The organism is Stenotrophomonas sp. YJH_SMC_79 (assembly GCF_059367995.1).
The window spans coordinates 334,831-355,130 of the sequence record NZ_JCAFRK010000005.1; the positions used below are offsets into that span (position 1 = coordinate 334,831).

19 protein-coding genes are annotated in these 20,300 nt (G+C 67.2%); 9 read left to right on the forward strand and 10 right to left on the reverse strand.

The window, feature by feature from the left end:
* The first annotated feature begins 77 nt into the window (after positions 1-77).
* From AC5P57_RS19035 to AC5P57_RS19045, 3 genes are read left to right on the forward strand one after another with little or no spacing between them, the layout of a single operon-like run.
* Complete coding sequence (locus AC5P57_RS19035; protein WP_099552799.1) at positions 78-806, forward strand: SEL1-like repeat protein; 729 nt, start codon at positions 78-80, stop codon at positions 804-806.
* A 39-nt stretch (positions 807-845) separates the two neighbouring features.
* Positions 846-1,574, forward strand: coding sequence for an SEL1-like repeat protein (locus tag AC5P57_RS19040; protein WP_099552800.1), 729 nt, complete (start codon positions 846-848; stop codon positions 1,572-1,574).
* Between the two features lie 9 nt (positions 1,575-1,583).
* Positions 1,584-2,204: a thymidine kinase gene (locus AC5P57_RS19045; protein WP_099552801.1), complete on the forward strand. Its 621-nt coding sequence runs from the start codon at positions 1,584-1,586 to the stop codon at positions 2,202-2,204.
* 534 nt (positions 2,205-2,738) lie between these two features.
* Here the strand turns inward: AC5P57_RS19045 and AC5P57_RS19050 are convergent.
* The 4 genes from AC5P57_RS19050 to AC5P57_RS19065 all read right to left on the reverse strand — a co-directional run bounded on the left by AC5P57_RS19050 (position 2,739) and on the right by AC5P57_RS19065 (position 6,835).
* Positions 2,739-4,343: an OpgD/OpgG family glucan biosynthesis protein gene (locus tag AC5P57_RS19050; RefSeq protein WP_099552620.1), complete on the reverse strand. Its 1,605-nt coding sequence runs from the start codon at positions 4,341-4,343 to the stop codon at positions 2,739-2,741.
* A 105-nt stretch (positions 4,344-4,448) separates the two neighbouring features.
* Positions 4,449-5,261 carry a bifunctional DNA-formamidopyrimidine glycosylase/DNA-(apurinic or apyrimidinic site) lyase gene (gene mutM, locus AC5P57_RS19055; RefSeq protein WP_262235902.1) on the reverse strand — a complete coding sequence of 271 codons (813 nt, stop codon included), beginning with the start codon at positions 5,259-5,261 and terminating at the stop codon, positions 4,449-4,451.
* Between the two features lie 42 nt (positions 5,262-5,303).
* Positions 5,304-5,636, reverse strand: coding sequence for an EF-hand domain-containing protein (locus AC5P57_RS19060; protein WP_262235903.1), 333 nt, complete (start codon positions 5,634-5,636; stop codon positions 5,304-5,306).
* Entirely contained in the window at positions 5,633-6,835 is a 1,203-nt protein-coding gene (locus AC5P57_RS19065; protein WP_262235904.1) for a DesA family fatty acid desaturase, read from the reverse strand. Before AC5P57_RS19065 ends, AC5P57_RS19060 begins: the two co-directional genes overlap by 4 nt.
* A 151-nt stretch (positions 6,836-6,986) precedes the next feature.
* Here AC5P57_RS19065 and AC5P57_RS19070 point away from each other — a divergent pair, with 151 nt between their 5' ends.
* Positions 6,987-7,808, forward strand: coding sequence for an ABC transporter ATP-binding protein (locus tag AC5P57_RS19070; protein ID WP_099552624.1), 822 nt, complete (start codon positions 6,987-6,989; stop codon positions 7,806-7,808).
* 128 nt (positions 7,809-7,936) lie between these two features.
* Here AC5P57_RS19070 and AC5P57_RS19075 read toward each other — a convergent pair whose 3' ends face one another.
* Positions 7,937-9,139 carry a DUF4785 family protein gene (locus tag AC5P57_RS19075; RefSeq protein ID WP_262235906.1) on the reverse strand — a complete coding sequence of 401 codons (1,203 nt, stop codon included), beginning with the start codon at positions 9,137-9,139 and terminating at the stop codon, positions 7,937-7,939.
* A gap of 11 nt (positions 9,140-9,150) precedes the next feature.
* A complete protein-coding gene (locus tag AC5P57_RS19080; protein ID WP_262235907.1) occupies positions 9,151-10,029 on the reverse strand; it encodes a lipase family protein in 879 nt (292 codons plus the stop codon).
* A 261-nt stretch (positions 10,030-10,290) separates the two neighbouring features.
* Here AC5P57_RS19080 and AC5P57_RS19085 point away from each other — a divergent pair, with 261 nt between their 5' ends.
* Positions 10,291-11,130 carry an acid phosphatase gene (locus AC5P57_RS19085; RefSeq protein ID WP_262235908.1) on the forward strand — a complete coding sequence of 280 codons (840 nt, stop codon included), beginning with the start codon at positions 10,291-10,293 and terminating at the stop codon, positions 11,128-11,130.
* Positions 11,131-11,242: 112 nt separating this feature from the next.
* Here the strand turns inward: AC5P57_RS19085 and AC5P57_RS19090 are convergent, their stop codons facing one another.
* A complete protein-coding gene (locus AC5P57_RS19090) occupies positions 11,243-13,513 on the reverse strand; it encodes a TonB-dependent receptor (protein ID WP_099552628.1) in 2,271 nt (756 codons plus the stop codon).
* A 158-nt stretch (positions 13,514-13,671) separates the two neighbouring features.
* Between AC5P57_RS19090 and AC5P57_RS19095 the strand changes: the two genes are divergently transcribed.
* Positions 13,672-14,685, forward strand: coding sequence for a TIGR00266 family protein (locus AC5P57_RS19095; RefSeq protein WP_262235909.1), 1,014 nt, complete (start codon positions 13,672-13,674; stop codon positions 14,683-14,685).
* A gap of 179 nt (positions 14,686-14,864) precedes the next feature.
* Complete coding sequence (locus tag AC5P57_RS19100; RefSeq protein WP_099604037.1) at positions 14,865-15,857, forward strand: patatin-like phospholipase family protein; 993 nt, start codon at positions 14,865-14,867, stop codon at positions 15,855-15,857.
* A gap of 46 nt (positions 15,858-15,903) precedes the next feature.
* Here AC5P57_RS19100 and AC5P57_RS19105 read toward each other — a convergent pair whose 3' ends face one another.
* Both AC5P57_RS19105 and AC5P57_RS19110 read right to left on the reverse strand, forming a co-directional pair.
* The gene (locus AC5P57_RS19105) at positions 15,904-16,647 is read right to left on the reverse strand and encodes a hypothetical protein (protein ID WP_099554107.1); all 744 of its coding nucleotides are present in this window, start codon (positions 16,645-16,647) and stop codon (positions 15,904-15,906) included.
* Positions 16,648-16,794: 147 nt separating this feature from the next.
* Positions 16,795-17,280, reverse strand: coding sequence for an Lrp/AsnC family transcriptional regulator (locus AC5P57_RS19110; protein ID WP_046985032.1), 486 nt, complete (start codon positions 17,278-17,280; stop codon positions 16,795-16,797).
* Between the two features lie 125 nt (positions 17,281-17,405).
* Between AC5P57_RS19110 and phhA the strand changes: the two genes are divergently transcribed.
* Positions 17,406-18,299 carry a phenylalanine 4-monooxygenase gene (phhA, locus tag AC5P57_RS19115; RefSeq protein ID WP_180851860.1) on the forward strand — a complete coding sequence of 298 codons (894 nt, stop codon included), beginning with the start codon at positions 17,406-17,408 and terminating at the stop codon, positions 18,297-18,299.
* Positions 18,300-18,402: 103 nt separating this feature from the next.
* On the opposite strand, the gene AC5P57_RS19120 is transcribed toward phhA, so the two are convergent.
* Positions 18,403-19,458, reverse strand: a complete 1,056-nt coding sequence (locus AC5P57_RS19120) for a LacI family DNA-binding transcriptional regulator (protein ID WP_099554112.1) — start codon at positions 19,456-19,458, stop codon at positions 18,403-18,405.
* Positions 19,459-19,696: 238 nt separating this feature from the next.
* Between AC5P57_RS19120 and AC5P57_RS19125 the strand changes: the two genes are divergently transcribed.
* Positions 19,697-20,287 (forward strand): cysteine dioxygenase family protein, encoded by a 591-nt coding sequence (locus AC5P57_RS19125; protein ID WP_495219755.1) that lies wholly within the window; start codon positions 19,697-19,699, stop codon positions 20,285-20,287.
* Positions 20,288-20,300 lie beyond the last annotated feature (13 nt).

Genomic DNA, 20,300 nt, shown 5'->3' on the forward strand with positions numbered 1-20,300 from the left:
CGCAGCGGGCGGACCTGACTTGCATGCACACCGTTCCTAAGCTATTGATTCGCCACCGGAGCACTGGAGCCAGGTGCATGCGTCCGACCGCCTCTGCCGCCCTGCTGGGCACCCTGCTGTTGCTGCTGGCGCCGTTGGCCGCCCGCAGCGCGGACTGCGCGCCCGATCCTGGCGCATCGTTGCGGTCGGCGCTGATGACTCCGGGCTTCCTGCAGGCTCATCCTGACCTGCACTGGCGCGAGCTGGGCCTGCAGTCGTGGCGCCAGGGCCGGCCCGATCATGCGCTGGTGCGCTTCAAGCGGGCGGCCGCGCACGCAGACAAGCTGTCGCAGTCGCTGGTCGCGCGCATGTACCAGGAGGGCACGGGTACTGCCCCTGATCCCGTGCTGGCCTACATCTGGATGGACCTGGCCGCCGAACGCGGCTACCGCGACCTGCTGCTGGAGCGCGAGCGCTACTGGAACCGCCTGGATGCCGCGCAGCGGCAACGGGTGCTCAGCGAAGGGCCGGCGCTGTATGCGGCCTACGGCGATGCCGCGGCCAAGCCGCGCATGGAGGCAGCCATGCGCGTGGACCGCAGCCGCATGACCGGCAGCCGTACCGGCTGGGTCAGCTCGATGCTGCAGGTGGAACTGTCCGACGGCCCGGAAGCCGGCTGGCCCACCCGTGGCGATGACTACTATCGCGATGCCTACTGGGACCCTGCGGCGTACTGGTGCATGCAGGACCGCATCTGGGAACAGGAATTCCGCGGCCGCAGCGTCGAGGTCGGCCCGCTCAGTCCCGTTGAAGGCGCGGGGCGCTGACGTTCGTATTTCCATAGCCATTGCCAGGAGGGCGATCATATGAAAGCGAAGCACGCTCCACTCTGCCTGCTGCTGGGCCTGTCGATGGCCGCTGCCGTGACCGCCAGGGAATGTCCGGTGGAGGCCCCGCGGCAGATCCCGCCAACCGTCCTGACCGGAGGCTTCTTCGATGCCCATCCGGACCTGTTCTGGCGCAGCATGGCCCAGCAGGCCGAACGGGACAAACAGCCCGCCAGGGCGCTGGACTACTACAAGCGTTCGGCGCGCTACGCCGACAAGTTTTCCCAGGCCATGGTGGCGCGGCTGTACCAGGAGGGCCTCGGTACCCGGGCCGATCCGGTGATGGCCTACATCTGGATGGACCTGGCCGCCGAGCGCATGTACCACGACTTCCTGGTGCTGCGGGAGCATTATTGGGCACGCCTGGACGCACTCCAGCAGGCGCAGGCGGTCGAGCGCGGCCAGCAGGTCTATGCCGACTACGGCGACCGCGTAGCCAAGCCTCGCATGGAACGCGCCCTCAGGGACGGTCGCCAGCAGATCACCGGCAGCCGCCTCGGGTACGTAAGCTCCGGACTGATCGTCGTCCCCCGCCGCGGCAACGAGCAGGGCATCGCGACCCCGGGCAGCATCGTCTACGACAACGACTACTGGCGCGCCGCCGACTACTGGTGCCTGCAGGACAACTACTGGCGCCCCGCGCGGACCCCCAGCGTCGAGATAGGACGGCCGGACACGGTCCGCGACGACAAGGCGGTGGGCGACTAGAATTGGCCGATGGCCAAGCTCTATTTCTACTATTCGGCGATGAACGCCGGCAAGACCACGACCCTGCTGCAGAGCGCGCACAACTACCGCGAACGCGGCATGCGGGTGGCGATCCTGACCCCGCGCCTGGATGATCGTGCCGGCGCTGGCGTGGTGGCCTCGCGGATCGGCCTGCGTGCCGACGGCATGGCCTTCGACCGTGACACCGACCTGCAGCATTGGGTCGAACAGGACCTGGCCACCAATGGCCCGATGGGCTGCGTGCTGGTGGATGAAGCACAGTTCCTCACCCGCGCCCAGGTCTGGCAACTCAGCGAGGTGGTCGACCAGCTGCGCATTCCGGTGCTGTGCTACGGCCTGCGCACCGATTTCCGCGGCGAGCTGTTCGAGGGCAGCCAGTACCTGCTGGCCTGGGCCGACGAGATGCAGGAGATCAAGACCATCTGCCACAGCGGCAAGAAGGCAACGATGACGGTACGCGTGGACGAACATGGCCACGCGGTAAAGGATGGCCCGCAGGTGGAGATCGGTGGCAACGACCGCTACGTGTCGGTCAGCCGCGCGGAGTTCAAGAAGATCACCCGCGGTGAAGGACGGATCGACCCGGCGCAGGCGCCCCTGCCGCTGTAAGGGGTGTTCTTTTGCAGGGCTGCGCCCTGCACCTGCAGGGGCAACAGCAACGGCAACAGCAACAGCAACAGCTGGCATTCCGTGGGATGGCGGGGCACTGTGGGTGTGCGGGGACGGCGCAAGTACGTCCATGTAGCCTTGGTCGCCGCATCCATGCGGCTCACACCCCGCAAACCCACAGTGCCCCGCCTTCGACAGTTGGCCGGCGGCCAGTAGATCCACGCCATGCGTGGATGAAATCGTCAGATATCGAATCAAGTTCCGGGGTCAGATCCGTTTTCCTTCGGAAAACGGATCTGACCCCATGAGCAATTCCAACAGATCGCGACGATCTGTCGAAGGCGGGGTGGGTCCGGTGGCGGGAGTGTCCGCGGCATGGATGCCGCGGCCAAGCCCCCATGGACGGGTTTACGGCGTCTCCCGCCACCGGACCCACCCCGCCCACCCTCAGGAAACCAGCTTCTGCTTCGGCTGTTGCTGTTGCTTTGGCCTCGGCAGGTGCAGGGCTGCAAGCCCTGCAAACCCGCACCCCTCTTAGTAAAGCGTGCGCTCCGGCGCACCGGCCGGCGGTGGGGTGTACTGGTACAGCCAGGTTTCGGTGAGGGTCTTGCCACCACTGCGCAGGAACAGGCGGATGTCGATCTGCTCGGTACTGCCTTCCGGCGGCACCAGGTCGAACATCGCGCGGTAGCCGTTGATCTCGCGCAGCGGGCGCGCCGACACGATCTCGACCCGGCCACGGCTGGCTTCCACCACCGCCTCGACCTCGCCCTTGTCGATCAGCCTGGCCAGCTCGCCGCCTTCGAAGTCCACCGCGAAGCGCCAGCTGAAGTACTCGCGCTTCTTGCCGACCACGCCGCCCAGGCCGGTACGGCTGGCCACGCAGTGCGCCAGCGGCGGGCGCGCCGGCGGTTCGGCGCCCCAGTACAGGCGGTAGCCGACCAGCAGCTCCTGGCCCGGCTGCGGCTTGTCCTTCGGGTTCCAGAAGGCGACGATGTTGTCGAAAGTCTCGTCCACGGTGGGAATCTCCACCAGCTGCACCGAACCTTCGCCCCACTCACCCTTGGGCTCTACCCACAGGCACGGGCGCTTCTCGTAGAACACGCCATCGTCCTGGTAATGATCGAAGTTGCGGTCACGCTGCAGCAGGCCGAAACCACGCGGGTTGCGGTCCACGAACATGTTGAAACGCAGGTTGCGCGGGTTCAGCAGCGGCCGCCAGATCCATTCACCCGCACCGGTCCACAGCGACAGGCCGTCGGTATCGTGGATCTCCGGGCGCCAGTCCCATGCCATGCGGCGATCGTTCTCGCCCACCTGGTACATGCTGGTGCACGGGGCGATGCCCAACCGCTCGATCGCCTTGCGCGGGTACAGCGCGCTGTCGATGTCCATCAGCAGCACGTCGCCATTGGTGATCGCGAAGCGATAGGCGCCGGCCACGCTGGGCGAATCCAGCAGGCCGTAGACCACGATCGTTTCCGAATCGGCCGACGGCTGTTCCAGGTAATAGGCGATGAAGTCCGGGAATTCTTCCGGCTTGCCCATGCCGGTGTCGATCGCCAGGCCGCGCGCGGACTGGCCGTACTGGCCTTCCTTGCCGACGGCGCGGAAGTAGCTGGCGCCAAGGAACGCGGCGAAGTCGCGGTCGGTGTCCTTGCGGGTGTTGAGGCGGAACCCGGCGAAGCCCAGATCGGCCGGCAGCTCGCCGTCCTTGATGCCGCTCTTGCCGTAGTTGAATGCGGCACCGTCGTAGGCCAGCTCCTGCGCCTTGCCGTCGACCACGTCGAACATGCGTACCGGCGAGTGGAAGTACAGGCCCAGGTGGAAGAACTTGGCCTGGAACTTGCCCGGCTGGTCGGCCCACAGGGCGTGGTCCTGGCGGTAGCCGATCGACTGGTACTGGTCCCAGTCCAGCCCTTCCAGGCGGCCCGGCAGCACGCGCTTGTGGCTCTTGTAGGGCGCCTGTGCCAGCGCGCGCGCCTGGCCCTTCAGGGTGGCGAAGTCGAACGGCTGCGGCTGGCCGAGGCGGCGCAGGCCCATCTGGCCACTCTTGCTGGCCGCGCACGCGGGCAGGGACGGCAGGCCGAATGCAGCCAGGGCGAGGGAGGCATTGCGGATGAAGTCGCGTCGTTGCATGCAGGCGCGTCAGGCACAGAAGGAAGGTCGGCCATCATAGGCAGACAAACGTTAACGGGCAGCGGAGACGTGCCCTGCCCGTTCAGCTGCCGCTGGCCGCCCGGCTCAGCGCTGGCAGTGGCTGCACCAGACGCTGGCACGCTGGCCGATGGTGGCGTGCTTCAGCGCGCGGCCACAGTTCGGGCACGGCAGGCCATCGCGGCCGTACACCAGCAGTTCCTGCTCGAAGTAGCCCGGCGCGCCATCGGGGCTGATGAAGTCGCGCAGGGTGGTGCCACCCCGGGTGATGGCGTAGCCGAGGATCTCCTTCACCGCATCAGCCAGCCGCTGGTAGCGCTCGCGCGAGATCTTCCCGGCCTCGCGCAGCGGGCTGATGCCGGCCTTGAACAGGCTCTCGGCAGCGTAGATGTTGCCCACGCCCACCACCACCGCCTGGTCCATCAGGAAGGTCTTCACCGGCGCGCTGCGGCCACGGCTGCGGGCGAACAGGTAATCGCCGTCGAAGGCATCGTCCAGCGGCTCCGGGCCCAGCCCCTGCAGCAGCGGATGGATCTCGCCGGCCGGCTGCCACAGCAGGCTGCCGAAGCGGCGCGGGTCGTTGAAGCGCAGCAGGCGGCCGTTGTCCAGGCTGATGTCGACGTGGTCGTGGGTACGCACCGGCGTATCACCGGGCAGCACGCGCAGGCTGCCGGACATGCCCAGGTGCAGCACCGCGCTGCCGATGACGGTATCCAGCAGCAGGTACTTGGCGCGCCGGCGGATCTCCTCGATGCGCTGCCCCGGCAGCAGCTCGGCCACTTCCGGTGGAATCGGCCAGCGCAGATCGGCCCGGCGCAGGATCACGCCATGCACGCGGCGGCCCTGCAGGTGCGGCGCCAGGCCGCGGCGGGTGGTTTCGACTTCGGGCAGTTCAGGCATGGGGTGATTCTACGCCGGGCCATGCCCGGCGATGGTGCAGCGTCAGCGCGGCGGTGCCGCCAGTTCACGCGCATCCAGAAAGCCATCACCGTTGGCGTCCTGTGTGTGGAAGCGCTGCACGATCACCTGCCGCTGCTGCTCGCGGCTGATCGCCTTGCCCTTGCCGCCGGGCAGCTCGTGGGCGCTCAGCACACCGTCACCATTGCGGTCCATGCGGTCGAAGGCGTACAGCATCCACTGCACGTACTCGGCCTCGCTCACCCGGCCGTCGCCATCGCTGTCCATCCGCTGCAGGTAGCTGGCGGTGTCGGTGACCTGGGCCAGCGCCGCACCCGGCAGCAGCACCGCCAGCAGAAGCCCGTACCCTGCCCTCACGCGCCCACCAGGCTGTAACCCTTCAACCGTGCGGCGTAGGCCTGCAAGGCGGCGATACCGCTCTCCTCCGCCTCGCGGCACCAGGCCTGCAGCTGGTGCAGGCGCTCGGCCGCGTCGTGGCCGCGCGCTTCCAGCAACGCGGCCAAACGCCCGCGGTACTCGACCAGGGTACGGATGCGTGGCCGCTGTGCCACCCATTCGCTGAGCTGGGCGCGGCTGTCCGGCTTCAACCAGCGGCCATCATTGACCAGGCCACGGCGCAGACGGCGCGGCAGCAGACGGCGCAGCTTGGCCCCCGCATGGGCGGCTTCCTCGCGGAGGGTCGGCATGAACACATTGCGCTGGTAGTCGGTCATCGCCTGGAAGCGGTGCGAGAGCAGCGCCTTCAGGGTTTCGGCATCGGGCACGGCGATGTTCGGGCGTACGTCCATGGCCGGTGCAACGCGCAGCACCTTGGCCAGGCGCAGCGCCTGCAGCAGACGGATCGCACTCCAGCCGATGTCGAACTCCCAGCGCCGCATCGCGAAGCGCGCCGAACTGGGGAAGGCATGATGGTTGTTGTGCAGCTCCTCACCACCGATCCAGACCCCCCACGGTGTGAGGTTGGTGGAGGTATCGGCCGACTCGTAGTTGCGGTAGCCCCACCAGTGGCCGAGGCCGTTGACTACACCGGCCGCCCAGAACGGGATCCACGCCATCTGGATCGCCCACAGGGCGACGCCAGGCAGGCCAAACAACACGGTATTGATCGCGAACAGCAGCACCGGCCCCAACGTGGCATGCGGGGTATACAGGTGGCGCTCGATCGCATCATCCGGGGTGCCACGCCCGTACTGCTCGATGTCCGCGCGCATGCCGCGCGCTTCGCGGTACAGCTCCACGCCATGCCAGAACACCGTGCCGATGCCAAGGGTGACCGGGCTGTGCGGATCGTCCTCGGTTTCCACCTTGGCGTGGTGCTTGCGATGGATGGCCACCCACTCACGGGTGATCATCGAGGTGGTCAGCCAGAGCCAGAACCGGAACACGTGGGCCAGCGCCGGGTGGAAGTCGACCCCGCGATGGGCCTGGCTGCGGTGCAGGTACAGGGTCACCGAGAAGATGGTGATCTGGGTGAAGACCAGCAGCACTGCCAACATGGCCCACCAGCCCAGGCCCAGCACACCACCGGTCAACAGGGACATCAGGGCATCGGGCATGGCGGCTCTCCGTATCGACGCGGGGATGGCAGACATCATGGGCGCTTGCGTTGCAAACTGCATCCCTGCGGCGGTGATTGCCACCGTCATCCGTGGCACCGTTCACAGTTGGGGACCTGAGTTGTCGAGCCTTGATCCACGCGCCAGCACCATGACCGCCGCCCCGCCCGTCGCGGAGCTGCCCCCCTTGATCGAACTGGACCGCGCCACCGTGGTGCGCGGCCAGGTGAAGGTGCTGCACGGGCTCAGCCTGCGCATCGCGCAGGGCCAGCATACCGCCCTGCTCGGCCCCAACGGCTGTGGCAAATCGACCTTCATCAAGCTGATCACCCGCGAGCTGTATCCGCTGGCGCAGGTCGACGGCTCGGTGGCCGTGAAGGTGCTGGGCCAGAACCGCTGGCAGGTGGACCGGCTGCGCTCGCAGCTGGGCATCGTCACCGGCGACCTCAGCAGCAACCTGGCCGACATGCCGGGGCTGACCGTGGAGCAGGCCGTGCTGTCCGGCTTCTTTGCCAGCTACGTGGTGCCGGCCTTCCGCGAGGTGACCGCCGACATGCGTGCACGCGTCGGCGAGACGCTGGCGATGACCGGCGCGCTGTCGCTGCGTGAACGCGCCTACGCCGAGTTGTCGGCCGGCGAGACCCGCCGGGTGCTGATCGCCCGCGCGCTGGTCAACCGGCCGCAGGCGCTGCTGTTGGACGAGCCCTCCACCGGTCTGGACCTGGTCGCCCGCGAACAGCTGGTGGCGACCATGCGGGTGCTGGCCCAGCAGGGCATCACCCTGGTGCTGGTAACCCACCACATCGAAGAGATCATTCCCGAGATCGAGCGGGTGGTGCTGCTGCGCGATGGCCGGATACTGGCCGACGGCACCCGCGCCGAGCTGCTGCGCAACGAACCGCTGTCGGCGGTGTTCGGCGGCGCGATCACCGTGTGTGAGCAGGAAGGCCGGCTGACCGCGTACGCGGGATAATCGACATGCCACTGTAGAGCCGAGCCTATGCTCGGCTGCTCCTGGCCGCGGGGAACGGCAGCCGAGCATAGGCTCGGCTCTACAGAAAACGGTGCAGCGGGCCGGAACGCGGCCCGCCGCACGCAACCTCAGAACTTCAACGCCAGCGCACGCGATTCGATCGGTGCCATCCGGCTCTGGTCCTGCAGCTGCAGGTCGCGCAGTTCGTACGGTGCACCGAAGCCCGCCGGCAACGCGGCCTGGTCGAACGGCAGCACCAGCTGGCCGGCACCAGGACCATCGAACCACGCGGCCGCATGCGCCTGCGCGACCGGCTGCAGCTTGCCATCGCGGCCGGTGGCATACAGCGTGCCGCGTGCTTCGTAGCGGCCAGCGGCGGCCACCTGCAGCGGCAACGCCACCTGGCGGCTGGCCGGGTCCGGTGCCGCCTGGCCGGTGAAGCGCGCGGTCGGCCGCGCCACCGCAAACGCCACCTTGCCATCGCGCAGCACACCATCGGCCTGGGCGAACACCTGCAGCTCCCACAGCCCCTGCACGTTGCCGACATCAGCCGGAATCCGCACCTGCGCACGCAGGGCGCCATCGGTGGTGCGCAGCAGGCGCTGCGGCCAGCTGCGGCCGTCCGGTGCAACCAGCAACGCTTCACCGCCCAGACTGCTGCGACGGGAGGCCAGCGTTGCGGGAGTGGCGCCGTCTTCCAGCAGGCGCGCCTGCAGCTGCAGGTTGCCACCGGCCAGCACCTGCGCCTGGTTGGCCTGCACCTCCAGCCGCAGCGGACTGTTCGGCTCCAGCACCTGCACCACGTAGCGGCCCTGTGCCCGCGCGCTCTGCAGCGTGTACGCACCGGCCGCGCTGGTTGCGCCGGTACGCAGCATGCTGCTGCCATCCCTCACCGGCATGCCGGCGTCCTGCAGCGCGCGCGCATCGACACTGCGGGCGACACTGCTGCGGCCGGCCGGGTCGCGTACCTGCAGCGAGTTGGCCGGCACTGCACGCGCGCCTTCGGCCGGGCTCAGCTGGATCACCGCATCGGCGGCCGTCAGCGGCAGGTCCAGACCACGCTGCAGCTGCGCGCCATCGACCTGCTGCCAGTAGCTGCGGCTGACCGAGGCATACGGCGTCGCGGCCTGCAGCGGTTGCGCCGGGTCCAACGCCCAGGCGAAGGACAGCGGTGCATGTTCGCTGTCATCGGCCGGCAACGGCGCAGCGACCAGTGCAGCGGGTACCTGATCGCCGGCACGTGCGGCATTCAACGGCTGCGCCGCCTGCGCGGCGGAAAGGGACAGCACCGCCAGCACCGCGCTGGCCAGCAAGGTGGAATGGATCGTCATGGTCGTCTCCCTCACTGGGTCAGGTCGTTACGCAGGATCGTGCCAAGGCCGAAGCACTCGCGGCGGCTCTGGTTGTGGCTGAGCGGCTCGGCATCCTTGGTGCGCTGCTTGTCGGTGAACCAGGTGGTGCCGGCGGCCTTCTGGCTGCTGCACTCCAGGAAGCCATCCGAGCAGGACGACAGCCAGTTCTGGGTGAACTCCAGGCCGACATTGGCGGCATAGCCACCGCAGTAGCTGTTGCTGTCCCACACCGCCGATTCCACGTCACTGCCCACCACCGCGCGGAACGGTTTGGGCAATGCCGGGCGGCCTGCGGTGCCGTACAGGTTCTGCGCGTTGTAGGTGGCCATGCTCGCCACCTGCTGCTGCCGCACGGCATCGTTCTTGTAGCCCAGCAGCCAGCCCAGCGAGGTTTCAAAGGTGTTGCCGTTGAGCACCGCATCGGCCAGCGGTGTGCCCGCCGAAGACGGTGCCAGCGCGGTGACCTTGCGCACCGTGCGGATGATCTTCGGATAGCGGCTGTCGTAGGTCGGGTTGGACAGGATCCAGCGCACCACGTTGCCGCCATTGGAATGAGTGATCACCACCAGCTGGGTGATGCCTCGGCTGTCGATGAAGCTGGTCAGCTGGTTGGCCAGGCAGCCGGCGGCTTCCGGCTTCCACATGTACTGGGTGAAGTCACAGTTGATGACCACGTAGTTGCTGCTGTTCGGCAGGCCCTGGCGCACGGTGTCGATGATGGCCGGCTGCCAGTAGTCCTGGGTGGCGTTGGTCTGTGCGCCGGTGCCATGCACGAAGGCCACGCCGACCACGTCGACGGCCTGCGCTTGGGCGGTTGCCAGCCCGAGGAGCAGGGCCAGGACGGTACTTCCTGTTGCGGTGCTGCGCATCGCTTCTCTCCCTCTGTCTGCGGATCCCCCCGACCCGGCTGGAACTGGACGGCGCTGGCGCCTGCCGTAGTACCGATGCTCGCGGTGCAGCGGCGTGAAAGTCCGTGCGCTGCGCCCGGATTCAGGAGACTGACGCCACTCCATGACGCTTTTCATATTGTTCTGATGACCATGCCGGGTCTGGCCGTATGACCGATGGCCACTGCGGTGTCGTATACGGACTGCGATCATGGCGCGGTGTTTTTTCTCCGGAGCCCGTCCATGTCGTTGATTTCCCGCCCTGCCCGCCCGCTGCTCGGCCTCGCCATTGCCGTGGGCCTGGCCGGTTGCGCCGCCACCGCCGCCAAGCCGACCGCTGTCGAAGCCAACATCACCACCAAGGCGGTGGGCTATCTGGACAAGGATGCGGTCCCGGCCAGCCTCGACCTGGTACCAGCACCGCCGGTGGCCGGTTCGGCCGCCATGGCCCTGGACGAACAGGTCAGCCGTGAAGCGCGTGCACTGCGTGGAAGCCCGCGCTTCGCCCAGGCCGGCGTCGATGCGGAGCTCGGCTTCCCGGAAGGCGCCAACCACTTCTCCTGCGCCGCCGACATCGACGTCGACGCAGTGAAGACGCCGGCGCTGTACCGCCTGCTGGAGCGCAGCCGGATCGACGCCAGCGCCGCCACCAAGGCGGCCAAGAACCACTACCAGCGCCCGCGTCCGTTCATGGTCAACGGTGAGCCGACCTGCGCGCCGAAGGACGAGGACGGCCTGCGCAAGAACGGCTCCTACCCGTCCGGCCACACCTCGATCGGCTGGGCCTGGGCCCTGATCCTGTCGGAGATCGCGCCGGACCGCGCCGATGCCATCCAGGCCCGCGGCCGCAACTACGGCGAGAGCCGCCTGGTCTGCAACGTGCACTGGCAGAGCGACATCCTGGAAGGCCGCTTCATGGGCGCCGCCGCCGTGGCCCGCCTGCACGACAATGCCGCGTTCAACAAGGACCTGCTGGCCGCGCGCAAGGAGATCGCCGCTGCTCGCAAGGCCGGCCTGCATTCCAGCCGCGACTGCGCCACCGAGAATGCGGTGCTGAAGGTGCGCCCGCAGAGCGCGTTGTAAGCGCCTGCCGGATCGATCATTGCCGGCCAGCGGCCGGCACTACCGGTGGCTGTGAAACAGAAGGGCCGGCATTGCGCCGGCCCTTCTTCATTGCATCAACGCAGCGACCGCATCAGAACTTCGCGGTGAACTCCACGCCCCAGGTACGCGGCTCGTTGAGGAAGCCGGTCAGGTTGTTGAAGTCGATCGCACCGACCACGCGGGTCTGGTTAGTCAGGTTGCGGCCGAACACGGCCACGTCGTACTGGCCGTAATCCCAGTTGTAGCCCAGGCGCAGGCCGCCTTCCAGCGAACTACGGCCGCGGAATTCCGGCGACTCGTAGATGAAGAAGTTCACCGCACTGCGGTAGGCCCAGTCGGTGTAGGCGTACAGCTCGCTGCCATCGCTGAGCGGGAAGCCCACGCGCAGGGTCGCGTTGTGGATCCACTTCGGTGCCTGCGGCAGCGGGTTGCCGTTGACCAGCGCATAGGTCTGGCCGTTGATCACCGTGGTCGGGTCGGTGATGGTGCAGCCACCGCCGCAGATCGCCACCGCCAGGTTCTTGTCCTTGATCTCGGTGTCGTTGTAGCTGCTGCCGAAGGTCAGCAGCACGTTGTCGGCCAGGTAGGCCTCCAGGTCCAGCTCCACGCCCTGGCCGATGGTCTTGTCGGCATTGAGCAGGGTGGCGGTGTTGTTGGTGCCGCCCACGGCGATCAGCTGCTGGCCGTCGACGTTGTAGCGGAACACGCTCAGGCCCAGGCGCGCGCGGCGCTCGAACAGGTCGGCCTTGATGCCGGCTTCATACGAGATGACCTTCTCCGAATCGGCCTGCGACAGGCCCGGTGCGAAGGCCAGTCGACCCTGGATCGACGGTGCGCGGAAGCCCTTGGCCACACGGGCGTAGGCGTTGATGTCATCGGTCAGCTTGTACACGCCGCTGACATCCCAGCTGACGTCGTTGACGTCGGTGTTGGCCAGGTACGGGCCGCTGACCGGGGTGCCGAACGGAACGGCCTGCAGCACGCTGGCGCTGAAGTCCTTCTTGTCCTGGGTGTAGCGCACGCCGGCACGCAGCTTGAAGCGGTCGGTGACATCGAAGTCGCCCGAAGCAAACACCGCCCACGCCTTGTTGCGCTGGTTCTGCACCACGTGGCCGGTCTGCGGATTGCCCGGGGTCAGCGAGTCGTAGTTGAAGTTGTTGATGGTCACGTCTTCATCGAAGTAGAAGACGCCGGCCTGCCAGTCGAAGCGGCCCCATTCGTTGGACTCGATGCGCACTTCCTGCGTCCACTGGCGGTGGTGCGGCAGGCCGTCGGCCGACTCCGACGAGAACGGAATCAGGCCCGGACCGTAGTTGCCGGCACCAAGGAAGGCCGCACCGTAGCCGCCGTCGATGTCACCGCGGTTGAGCGATTCGGCGGTCTCGTAGCCGGTGATCGAGTGCAGGGTCACCGAGCCGAGGTTCCACTGCAGGCGCGCGCTGCCACCCCAGGTTTCCAGGTCGGAGAAGTTGACGCCGTCGTTGGCCACCTTGTCGCGGTCGAAGTTCTCGACCAGCGAATTGCCGCCCTTCTGGATGATGTTGGCGCGGAACAGGCGCGCGGTGCCGTTGAGCTTGCGCTTGTGCAGGTTGAACAGCGCTTCGAAGTCGTCGCCTTCGTACAGGAACTGCACGCGGCCGGCGGCTTCGTCATAGCCTTCGAAGCCACTGTTGGGGGCGCCGGCGCGGGTGTTGTCGACCCAGTCATCGCGGCGCTGGTAGATCGCCGAGACACGTGCCGACCAGCGGTCGGTCAGCGGGCCGCCGTAGGCGCCCTGCACGTTCCAGCTGTTGTAGCTGCCGTAGCCCACGCGCACGTAGCCGTCGGCATCCTGCGACGGACGCGCCGAATCGAACTTGACCACGCCGGCCGGGGTGTTGCGGCCGAACAGCGTGCCCTGCGGGCCACGCAGCACTTCCACGTTGGCCAGGTCGAACAGCGGGAAGCCCTTCAGCAGCGGGCTTTCCTGTACCACGTCGTCATACACCAGCGACACCGGCTGAGAGGCATTGAGGTCGAAATCGGTGTTGCCCAGGCCACGGATGTAGAAGCGCGGGAAGGCACGTCCGTAGGACGACTCGATGTTGAGGCTGGGCACGCGCGCGGCCAGGAAGCGGATGTCATCGCCGGCCGAGCCGAGCACATCCAGCTTCTCGCCCTGGATCGCGCTCAGTGCGACCGGTACGTCCTTGGCGTTCTCGACGCGGCGCTGCGCGGTCACCTGCAGGGCATCGAGGGCAACCGGATCCTTGGCAGCGGGGGTTTCCTGGGCGGCTGCTACCAGCGGCAGCAGGGCGGAAAGAGCGGCAACGAGGGGGCGCGCGACCGGAAGGCGGCCACGGGAAGTACGGGTCGGGGACATGGCGGTAGGCTGTGTTTGGAGGGGTGGTAAAACGGCGCTACCAGATAATTGTTGCAATACAGCACCTACGCCGCAAATGCCCGCCGTTCATGGCCCCGTCGCCGGCGCCCCCGGGCGCTCGCTAGACTCGGGGTTTCCACCGCGACGGACCCGCCGCCATGACCCAGTGGTACTTCCATGCCTCCGCCCAGGCCGAGCGCATCGGCCCGCTTGATGACGAGGCCGCGCGCCGCTACGCGCAGGCCAATCCACGCGCCCTGGCCTGGTGCCAGGGCATGAGCGGGTGGACGCCGATCGCCGAGGTGACCGAGCTGCAGTCCGCGGTGCCGGGCATGCCGAACACCCCGCCGCCGGTCCCCGCCGCCGCCAGCGGCCGCGCCGACGACATCGAGTTCCGCATCGTCGGCCATGAAATGCAGTTCGTGGAGATCGAGCTCGACCCCGGCGAGAGCGCCATCGCCGAGGCCGGCGCACTGATGTTCAAGGACGCCACGGTGCAGATGGACACGGTGTTCGGCGCCGCCAACGGCGAGCAGAGCGGGTTCATGGGCAAGGTGATGGCCGCCGGCAAGCGCGTGCTGACCGGGGAGAGCCTGTTCGCTACCGTCTACACGCAGAGCGGCCACGGCAAGGGCAAGGTCGCCTTCGCCGCGCCCTACCCCGGCACCGTGCTGGCGATGAAACTGGACCAGCATGGCGGGCGCCTGATCTGCCAGAAGGACAGCTTCCTGGCCGGTGCCCGCGGCGTGCAGATCGGCGTGCAGTTCCAGCGCAAGATCATGACCGGCCTGTTCGGCGGCGAGGGCTTCATCATGCAGAAGCTGGAAGGCGACGGCTGGGTGTTCATCCACGCCGGCGGCTGCGTGGTCGAGCGCGAGCTGGCTGCCGGTGAACGCCTGGACGTGGATACCGGCTGCGTGGTGGCGTATCACCCCACGGTGGACATGGACGTGCGCCGGGTCGCCGGCATCAAGAGCATGCTGTTCGGTGGCGAGGGCGTGTTCCTGGCCACGCTGACCGGGCCAGGCAAGGTCTGGTTGCAGTCGCTGCCGTTCTCGCGCCTGGCTGGCCGCATGTGGATGGCCGCACCGCAGGGCGGTGGCCAGAGCCGCGGCGAAGGTTCGGTGCTGGGGGGTCTTGGCCGGATGCTGGACGGTGACAACCGGTTCTGACCCATTCGTTTGGTAGGTGCCGACCTTGCTCGGCACTGGAATCTGCGTGTGCCGACCAAGGTCGGCACCTACCGGGGTCGTTTTTTGCTGAATAGGCAACTCCCCCACCCTGCCCGCCCCGCCACGGCTTCGGTATGCTGGCGCCCTTTCCTGAATCCGGCGCCGCGAGCGCACTGCCGATGAGCCTGTTCCGCCCCCGCATGCTGCTGTCCGTCGCCCTGATCGGCCTGCTGGCCGGCTGCGGTGGCGACCCGGTCCGCCCCACGCCGCCACCGGCTCCCACCGTGGTGCCGCAGGCCAAGCCGGTGAAGATCGGTATCGCGCTCGGTGGTGGCGCAGCCAAGGGCTTCGCCCACATCGGCGTGATCAAGATGCTGGAAGCCAACGGCTTCGAGCCGGTGGTGGTGTCCGGCACCAGCGCCGGCAGCGTGGTCGGGGCCCTGTATGCCAGCGGCATGGACGCGTTCCAGATGCAGAGCAAGGCGGTGGCGCTGGACGAAGCCAGCATCCGCGACGTGCGCCTGTTTTCCGGTGGCCTGGTGCAGGGCCAGAAGCTGCAGGACTACGTCAACGAACAGGTCGCCAACCGCCCGGCCGAGCGCCTGAAGAAGCCGTTCGCCGCCGTCGCCACGCAGCTGGAAACCGGCGAGCGCGCGATCTTCGTACGCGGCAACGTCGGCCAGGCGGTGCGCGCGTCGAGCAGCATTCCCGGTGTATTCGAGCCGGTGAAGATCGGCGGCCGCAACTACATCGATGGCGGTGTCGTCAGCCCGGTGCCGGTGGATGCCGCGCGCCAGCTCGGCGCCGACTTCGTGATCGCCGTGGACATTTCCAGCAAGGCCAGCGGCAAGGCGCCGACCGACATGCTGGGCATCGTCAACCAGTCCATCTCGATCATGGGCCAGCGCCTGGGAGAGCAGGAACTGGCGCGCGCCGACATCGTGATCCGCCCGAAGGTACTGGACATCGGCGCTGCCGATTTCAGCCAGCGCGGCACGGCAATCCTGGAAGGTGAAAAGGCCGCGATGGCAGCGATGCCGCAGATCCGCGCGAAGATCCAGCAGCTGCAGCGCGCGCGTGCCGCGGCAGCCGCACCGGCGCCGGTGGCTGCGCCGAAGTGCGAGGAAGCATCGCGCCTGGGCAGGCTGATGGGCCGCAAGGAGAAGTGCTGAGGGCAACCCGCTCCATGCGGGTCACCCCCAGGGGCCTCACGACGGGTCAGGCGCCGATCTGGGCCAGTGCGTCGTTGGCTGCGGCCGTCACCGAGCTGCCGTAGCCATGGATGTACGAGCCGTTGCAGACCAGCGTGGCGTGCAGAATGACGCCATTGATTTCGGCCTTCTCGAAGTTGCAGCTCTGGCCTGCCGCTGTGGAATAACGCATCAGTCGCATGGCGATGACGTTGGCGTCATCGATGCTGGCACCGAGCCCACTGATGGACCAGCTCTTCAGGGTCTGCGTGTTGCCGCAGTCGTAGCGGAAACGGAACCCCCAGGATTCCGGATAGTACGAACCCTGCAGGGGCGCTGAGCAATGGGTACCCGTGGCCGCCATTTCCGTCGCGATGGCCAGCGAGTTGCGCGCCGCGGTGGTGGGTGAGTTGCCCACGCCGGCAATCGGCCAGCCATTGCAGACGAACTGGGCGAAAACACCCTTGCCGTAGGCACCACTGACGATGCTGCTGGCATCCGCGCTGCAGCTCACGCCAGCCTGCAGCACCGCCATGAAGCCGTTGAGGTTCTCCACCGCTTCATTGACCGAGACGCCGATTCCATAGACATAGCTACCATTGCACTGGCGCTTGGCCAGCGTCGACGAGTTGCTGGTCATGCCGACGAATTCAGTGGTACCGCAACTCAGCGCCAGAGGTTGGGCGTTGGCGATCTGGGGGGAAGCGCCCGCAGCGGCCGGCATCAGGCCAGCGACAAGCAGGGCAATGACTGGAGCAAGGCAGACTTTCATGTCGATCTCTCCGGACAGGGTTGTCCAGTGAGTCTAGGAAGGCTGATTGCGTCACTCTGTCAGAGGTTCATCCGTCTCACCGTAGGAAAATGCCTTGCGTCGCCCAGGATGCAAAGCAAGTCACGCTCTCCCACATCCGCCGGATGATCACGGCTCCAGCTGCGAAAGCGGCAGTGCCTGGAAACCCTTCACCGTGCGCAGCACGAAGCTGGAATTGGCATCGGCCACGCCACCGGCGTTGAGCAGCCGGTCCAGCAGGAAGCGCGAGAAGTGCTCCAGGTCGCGTACGTAGACGTGCAGCAGGTAGTCCATGTCGCCGGTCAGCGCATGGCAGGCCACCACCTCGTCCCACGCTTGCACGCTGTCCACGAAGTGGCCGATGGCGGCCTGGTCGTGCTTTTCCAGCTGCACCCGCACGAAAGCCTGCAGGCCCAGCCGCAGCTGCCGTGGTTCCAGCCGCGCGCCATAGCCGACGATCACGCCCTCGCTTTCCAGCCGCTGCAACCGCCGCAGGCAGGCCGAGGGTGAGAGGTTCACCCGCGTCGCCAGCTCGGCGTTGGTGGCGCGCCCATCACGCTGGATTTCAGCAAGCAGGCGTATATCCGTGCGATCGAACTGGACTTCTCCGGCCATTGTTGCCCCGCAACATGGTGAGTACGCAAGGATATTGCGCCAACAAGGCCAATCGACGCAACTTTTGCAACCCTGTTGCGCGCCCCCTGCCCTAGCATCGTGGGTATCCCATCCAGGAGTGCCCCATGGACCTCGCCCAGCCCCGCCGCGTCGAACACCAGCAGACCGACAAGGGCTACGTGCCGGTGTATACCACCGCGCTCGTCGAGCAGCCGTGGGACACCTATACCGCCGACGACCACGCCACCTGGAGCACGCTGTACCAGCGCCAGCGCGAGCTGCTGGTCGGCCGCGCCTGCCAGGAGTTCCTGGATGCACAGGACGAGATGGGCATGAGCGCTCACATGATTCCGCGCTTCGACCAGCTCAACGAAGTACTGGGCGCGGCCACCGGCTGGACCCTGGTCGGCGTCGAAGGCCTGCTGCCGGAACTGGATTTCTTCGACCACCTGGCCAACCGCCGTTTTCCGGTGACCTGGTGGATCCGTCGCCCGGACCAGATCGACTACATCGCCGAACCGGACCTGTTCCACGATCTGTTCGGCCACGTGCCACTGCTGATGAACCCGGTGTTCGCCGATTACATGGAGGCGTACGGGCGCGGCGGCGTCAAAGCGCACGCGATCGGCCCGGATGCGCTGCAGAACCTGACCCGCCTGTACTGGTACACGGTGGAGTTCGGCCTGATCGATACGCCCGAAGGCCTGCGCATCTACGGTGCCGGCATCGTGTCGTCGAAGGGCGAATCGCTGTACTCGCTGGAATCGGCCGCGCCCAACCGCATCGGCTTCGACCTGCAGCGCATCATGCGTACGAAGTACCGCATCGATACCTTCCAGAAGACCTACTTCGTCATCGACAGCTTCGAGCAGCTGATGCAGGCGACGTCGCCGGACTTCACCCCGATCTACGCGGCACTGGCCGACCAGGCGCACCTGCCTGCCGGTGACGTGCAGAGCGATGACCGCGTGTTCCAGAAGGGCACGGGGGAAGGCTGGGCCGACGGCGGCGACGTGTAGGCACAACGCGCACCGCTTCGCAGTGAAAACGGCGCATCTGGGTGCGCCGTTTTCGTTGTTGCCTGCCTGCGCCGTTGCAGCGGTGCAGGCAAGGGCAGGGCGCTCAGGCGTCCACGGCCCGGCAGGAACCGCGCACCATCAGCTGCGGATGCACGCTGGCCGCAGTCGGGGCCTCAGGCACCCCGGTCTGCACCAGCATCGCCGCAGCCATGCGGCCAATGTCGGACACATGGCGGCGCACCGAGGTCAGCGGCGGCCACAACCGCGAGGCCAGCGGGCTGTCGTCATAGCTGACGATCGACAGCTGCTGTGGCACGGCAATGCCCGCACGCAGCGCAACCTGGTAGACACCGGCCGCCATCTCGTCGTTGCCGGCGAAGATCGCGCTGGGCCGTTGTCCGCCCATCAGCAGGCGCTCTGCGGCATGCACGCCGGACTCGAAGGTATCGCCCGCTTCCAGCACGCGCTCGCCCGGCAAGGTCAGCCCCACCTGGGCCAACCGGTCAAGGAAGCCATGGGTACGCTCACGCGCCGCGCGCCGGTCTCCCGGCCCGGCGATCACTGCGATGTCACGATGGCCGAGCGAGAGCAGGTAACCCGCTGCTGCTGCCGCGCCATCGCGATCGTGGGTGACCACCGCCTGTACTTCATCCTCCGACGCATGTGCATTGATGCGCACGTAGCGGCAGTCGATGTCGTCCAGCATCTGCGCGAGTGCAACCGATTCGGATGCACGCGGGCCGAGGATCACCCCATGCAGCTTCTGCTGCTGCACGAAGCGGCGCACGCCCTGCGCGCACTCCGGGTCCTGGCTGTCGCAGGGATGCACCACCAGCTCATAACCGGTGCCGCGCAGCGCTTCCAGCGCGCCATGCTGCAGGTCGACGATGCATTGGGCGCCCGGGTCGTCATACACCAGGCCGATCAGGAAGGAGCGGCGGAACGCGAGCCCGCGCGCCAGGGGGTCGGGCACGTAACCGACCTCGCGCATCAACGCCTCGACCTTGTCGCGGGTGTCCTTGCGCACCAGCGGCGAGTTGTTGATGATTCTTGAAACCGTTTTCTTGGAAACTCCCGACAGTCGTGCGATGTCGTTGATCGTGGCAGCCCTGCCCTTCGATGCCGGCAACGCGGCATCGCTAATAATTCGCACTGACATGTATAGAACCAGGTAAGTCGGAGAAGTCTAGCCTTGCGCCCGTCGGGCGCGAAGTTGCGGAATGTCGCAGCTGGAGCGGAACACGTCGTGTTCGACACGTTCTACCGCGTGAGGTTCCATTGTGATCGCTCTACAGCATTTGCATCTGAACCGTTTTTCACGCGTGCTTGCCATGAATGCGGGTGCGACGCGCGCGAACACCAACATTCCCTTAACCAGGCTCCGCTACAGTCGGGGCATGGACCTGCAGACCTCTCCGTTTCCGGCGTTCCGTGGCCGTGACCGGTTGATCGCCGCAGTCGACGCGGCGATGACCTCCGGTGATGCCGAGCGCATCACCGCCGACCTGCAGCTGGCGCTGCAGGAAACCATCGCGGACAGCCGCATCGAGTTGCCCGAATGCGTGCACCGTCCGGTCAGTGATCATTACGCGCGACGCCCGCTGTACCACAGCCGCGAACACGGCTACAGCGTGATTGCCATGAGCTGGGGCCCAGGGCAGGGCACGCCGCTGCACGACCACGATGCCATGTGGTGTGTGGAGGGCGTGTGGTCGGGCGAACTGGAGATCACCCGCTATGAACTGCTGGAGTGCGCCGGCGAGCGCTGGCGCTTCCGCCGCCATGCCGTGCTGCGCGGCGGCTGCGGCAGTGCCGGCAGCCTGATTCCACCTCACGAGTACCACACCCTGCGCAATGCCAGCGATGAAGCCCTGGCCATTTCGGTGCATGTGTACGAAGCGCCGATGGAACGTTCGGCGGTGTTCGATCCGCTTGGGGGTGACTGGTACCAGCGCCGTATCCAGGCACTGCAGGCCGACGCGGTCTGAACCCGTCGCAGGG

Excerpts from the sequence above, each read along its gene's own strand:
- AC5P57_RS19085 (WP_262235908.1), top strand. The coding sequence starts at position 10,291 with ATGTCGTTGATTTCCCGCCCTGCCCGCCCGCTGCTCGGCCTCGCCATT.
- AC5P57_RS19110 (WP_046985032.1), bottom strand. The coding sequence starts at position 17,280 with ATGGCCGGAGAAGTCCAGTTCGATCGCACGGATATACGCCTGCTTGCT.
- AC5P57_RS19065 (WP_262235904.1), bottom strand. The coding sequence starts at position 6,835 with ATGCCCGATGCCCTGATGTCCCTGTTGACCGGTGGTGTGCTGGGCCTG.
- AC5P57_RS19035 (WP_099552799.1), top strand. The coding sequence starts at position 78 with ATGCGTCCGACCGCCTCTGCCGCCCTGCTGGGCACCCTGCTGTTGCTG.
- AC5P57_RS19100 (WP_099604037.1), top strand. The coding sequence starts at position 14,865 with ATGAGCCTGTTCCGCCCCCGCATGCTGCTGTCCGTCGCCCTGATCGGC.
- AC5P57_RS19125 (WP_495219755.1), top strand. The coding sequence starts at position 19,697 with ATGGACCTGCAGACCTCTCCGTTTCCGGCGTTCCGTGGCCGTGACCGG.
- mutM (WP_262235902.1), bottom strand. The coding sequence starts at position 5,261 with ATGCCTGAACTGCCCGAAGTCGAAACCACCCGCCGCGGCCTGGCGCCG.
- phhA (WP_180851860.1), top strand. The coding sequence starts at position 17,406 with ATGGACCTCGCCCAGCCCCGCCGCGTCGAACACCAGCAGACCGACAAG.
- AC5P57_RS19120 (WP_099554112.1), bottom strand. The coding sequence starts at position 19,458 with ATGTCAGTGCGAATTATTAGCGATGCCGCGTTGCCGGCATCGAAGGGC.
- AC5P57_RS19045 (WP_099552801.1), top strand. The coding sequence starts at position 1,584 with ATGGCCAAGCTCTATTTCTACTATTCGGCGATGAACGCCGGCAAGACC.
- AC5P57_RS19040 (WP_099552800.1), top strand. The coding sequence starts at position 846 with ATGAAAGCGAAGCACGCTCCACTCTGCCTGCTGCTGGGCCTGTCGATG.
- AC5P57_RS19070 (WP_099552624.1), top strand. The coding sequence starts at position 6,987 with ATGACCGCCGCCCCGCCCGTCGCGGAGCTGCCCCCCTTGATCGAACTG.
- AC5P57_RS19095 (WP_262235909.1), top strand. The coding sequence starts at position 13,672 with ATGACCCAGTGGTACTTCCATGCCTCCGCCCAGGCCGAGCGCATCGGC.
- AC5P57_RS19080 (WP_262235907.1), bottom strand. The coding sequence starts at position 10,029 with ATGCGCAGCACCGCAACAGGAAGTACCGTCCTGGCCCTGCTCCTCGGG.
- AC5P57_RS19090 (WP_099552628.1), bottom strand. The coding sequence starts at position 13,513 with ATGTCCCCGACCCGTACTTCCCGTGGCCGCCTTCCGGTCGCGCGCCCC.
- AC5P57_RS19105 (WP_099554107.1), bottom strand. The coding sequence starts at position 16,647 with ATGAAAGTCTGCCTTGCTCCAGTCATTGCCCTGCTTGTCGCTGGCCTG.
- AC5P57_RS19050 (WP_099552620.1), bottom strand. The coding sequence starts at position 4,343 with ATGCAACGACGCGACTTCATCCGCAATGCCTCCCTCGCCCTGGCTGCA.
- AC5P57_RS19075 (WP_262235906.1), bottom strand. The coding sequence starts at position 9,139 with ATGACGATCCATTCCACCTTGCTGGCCAGCGCGGTGCTGGCGGTGCTG.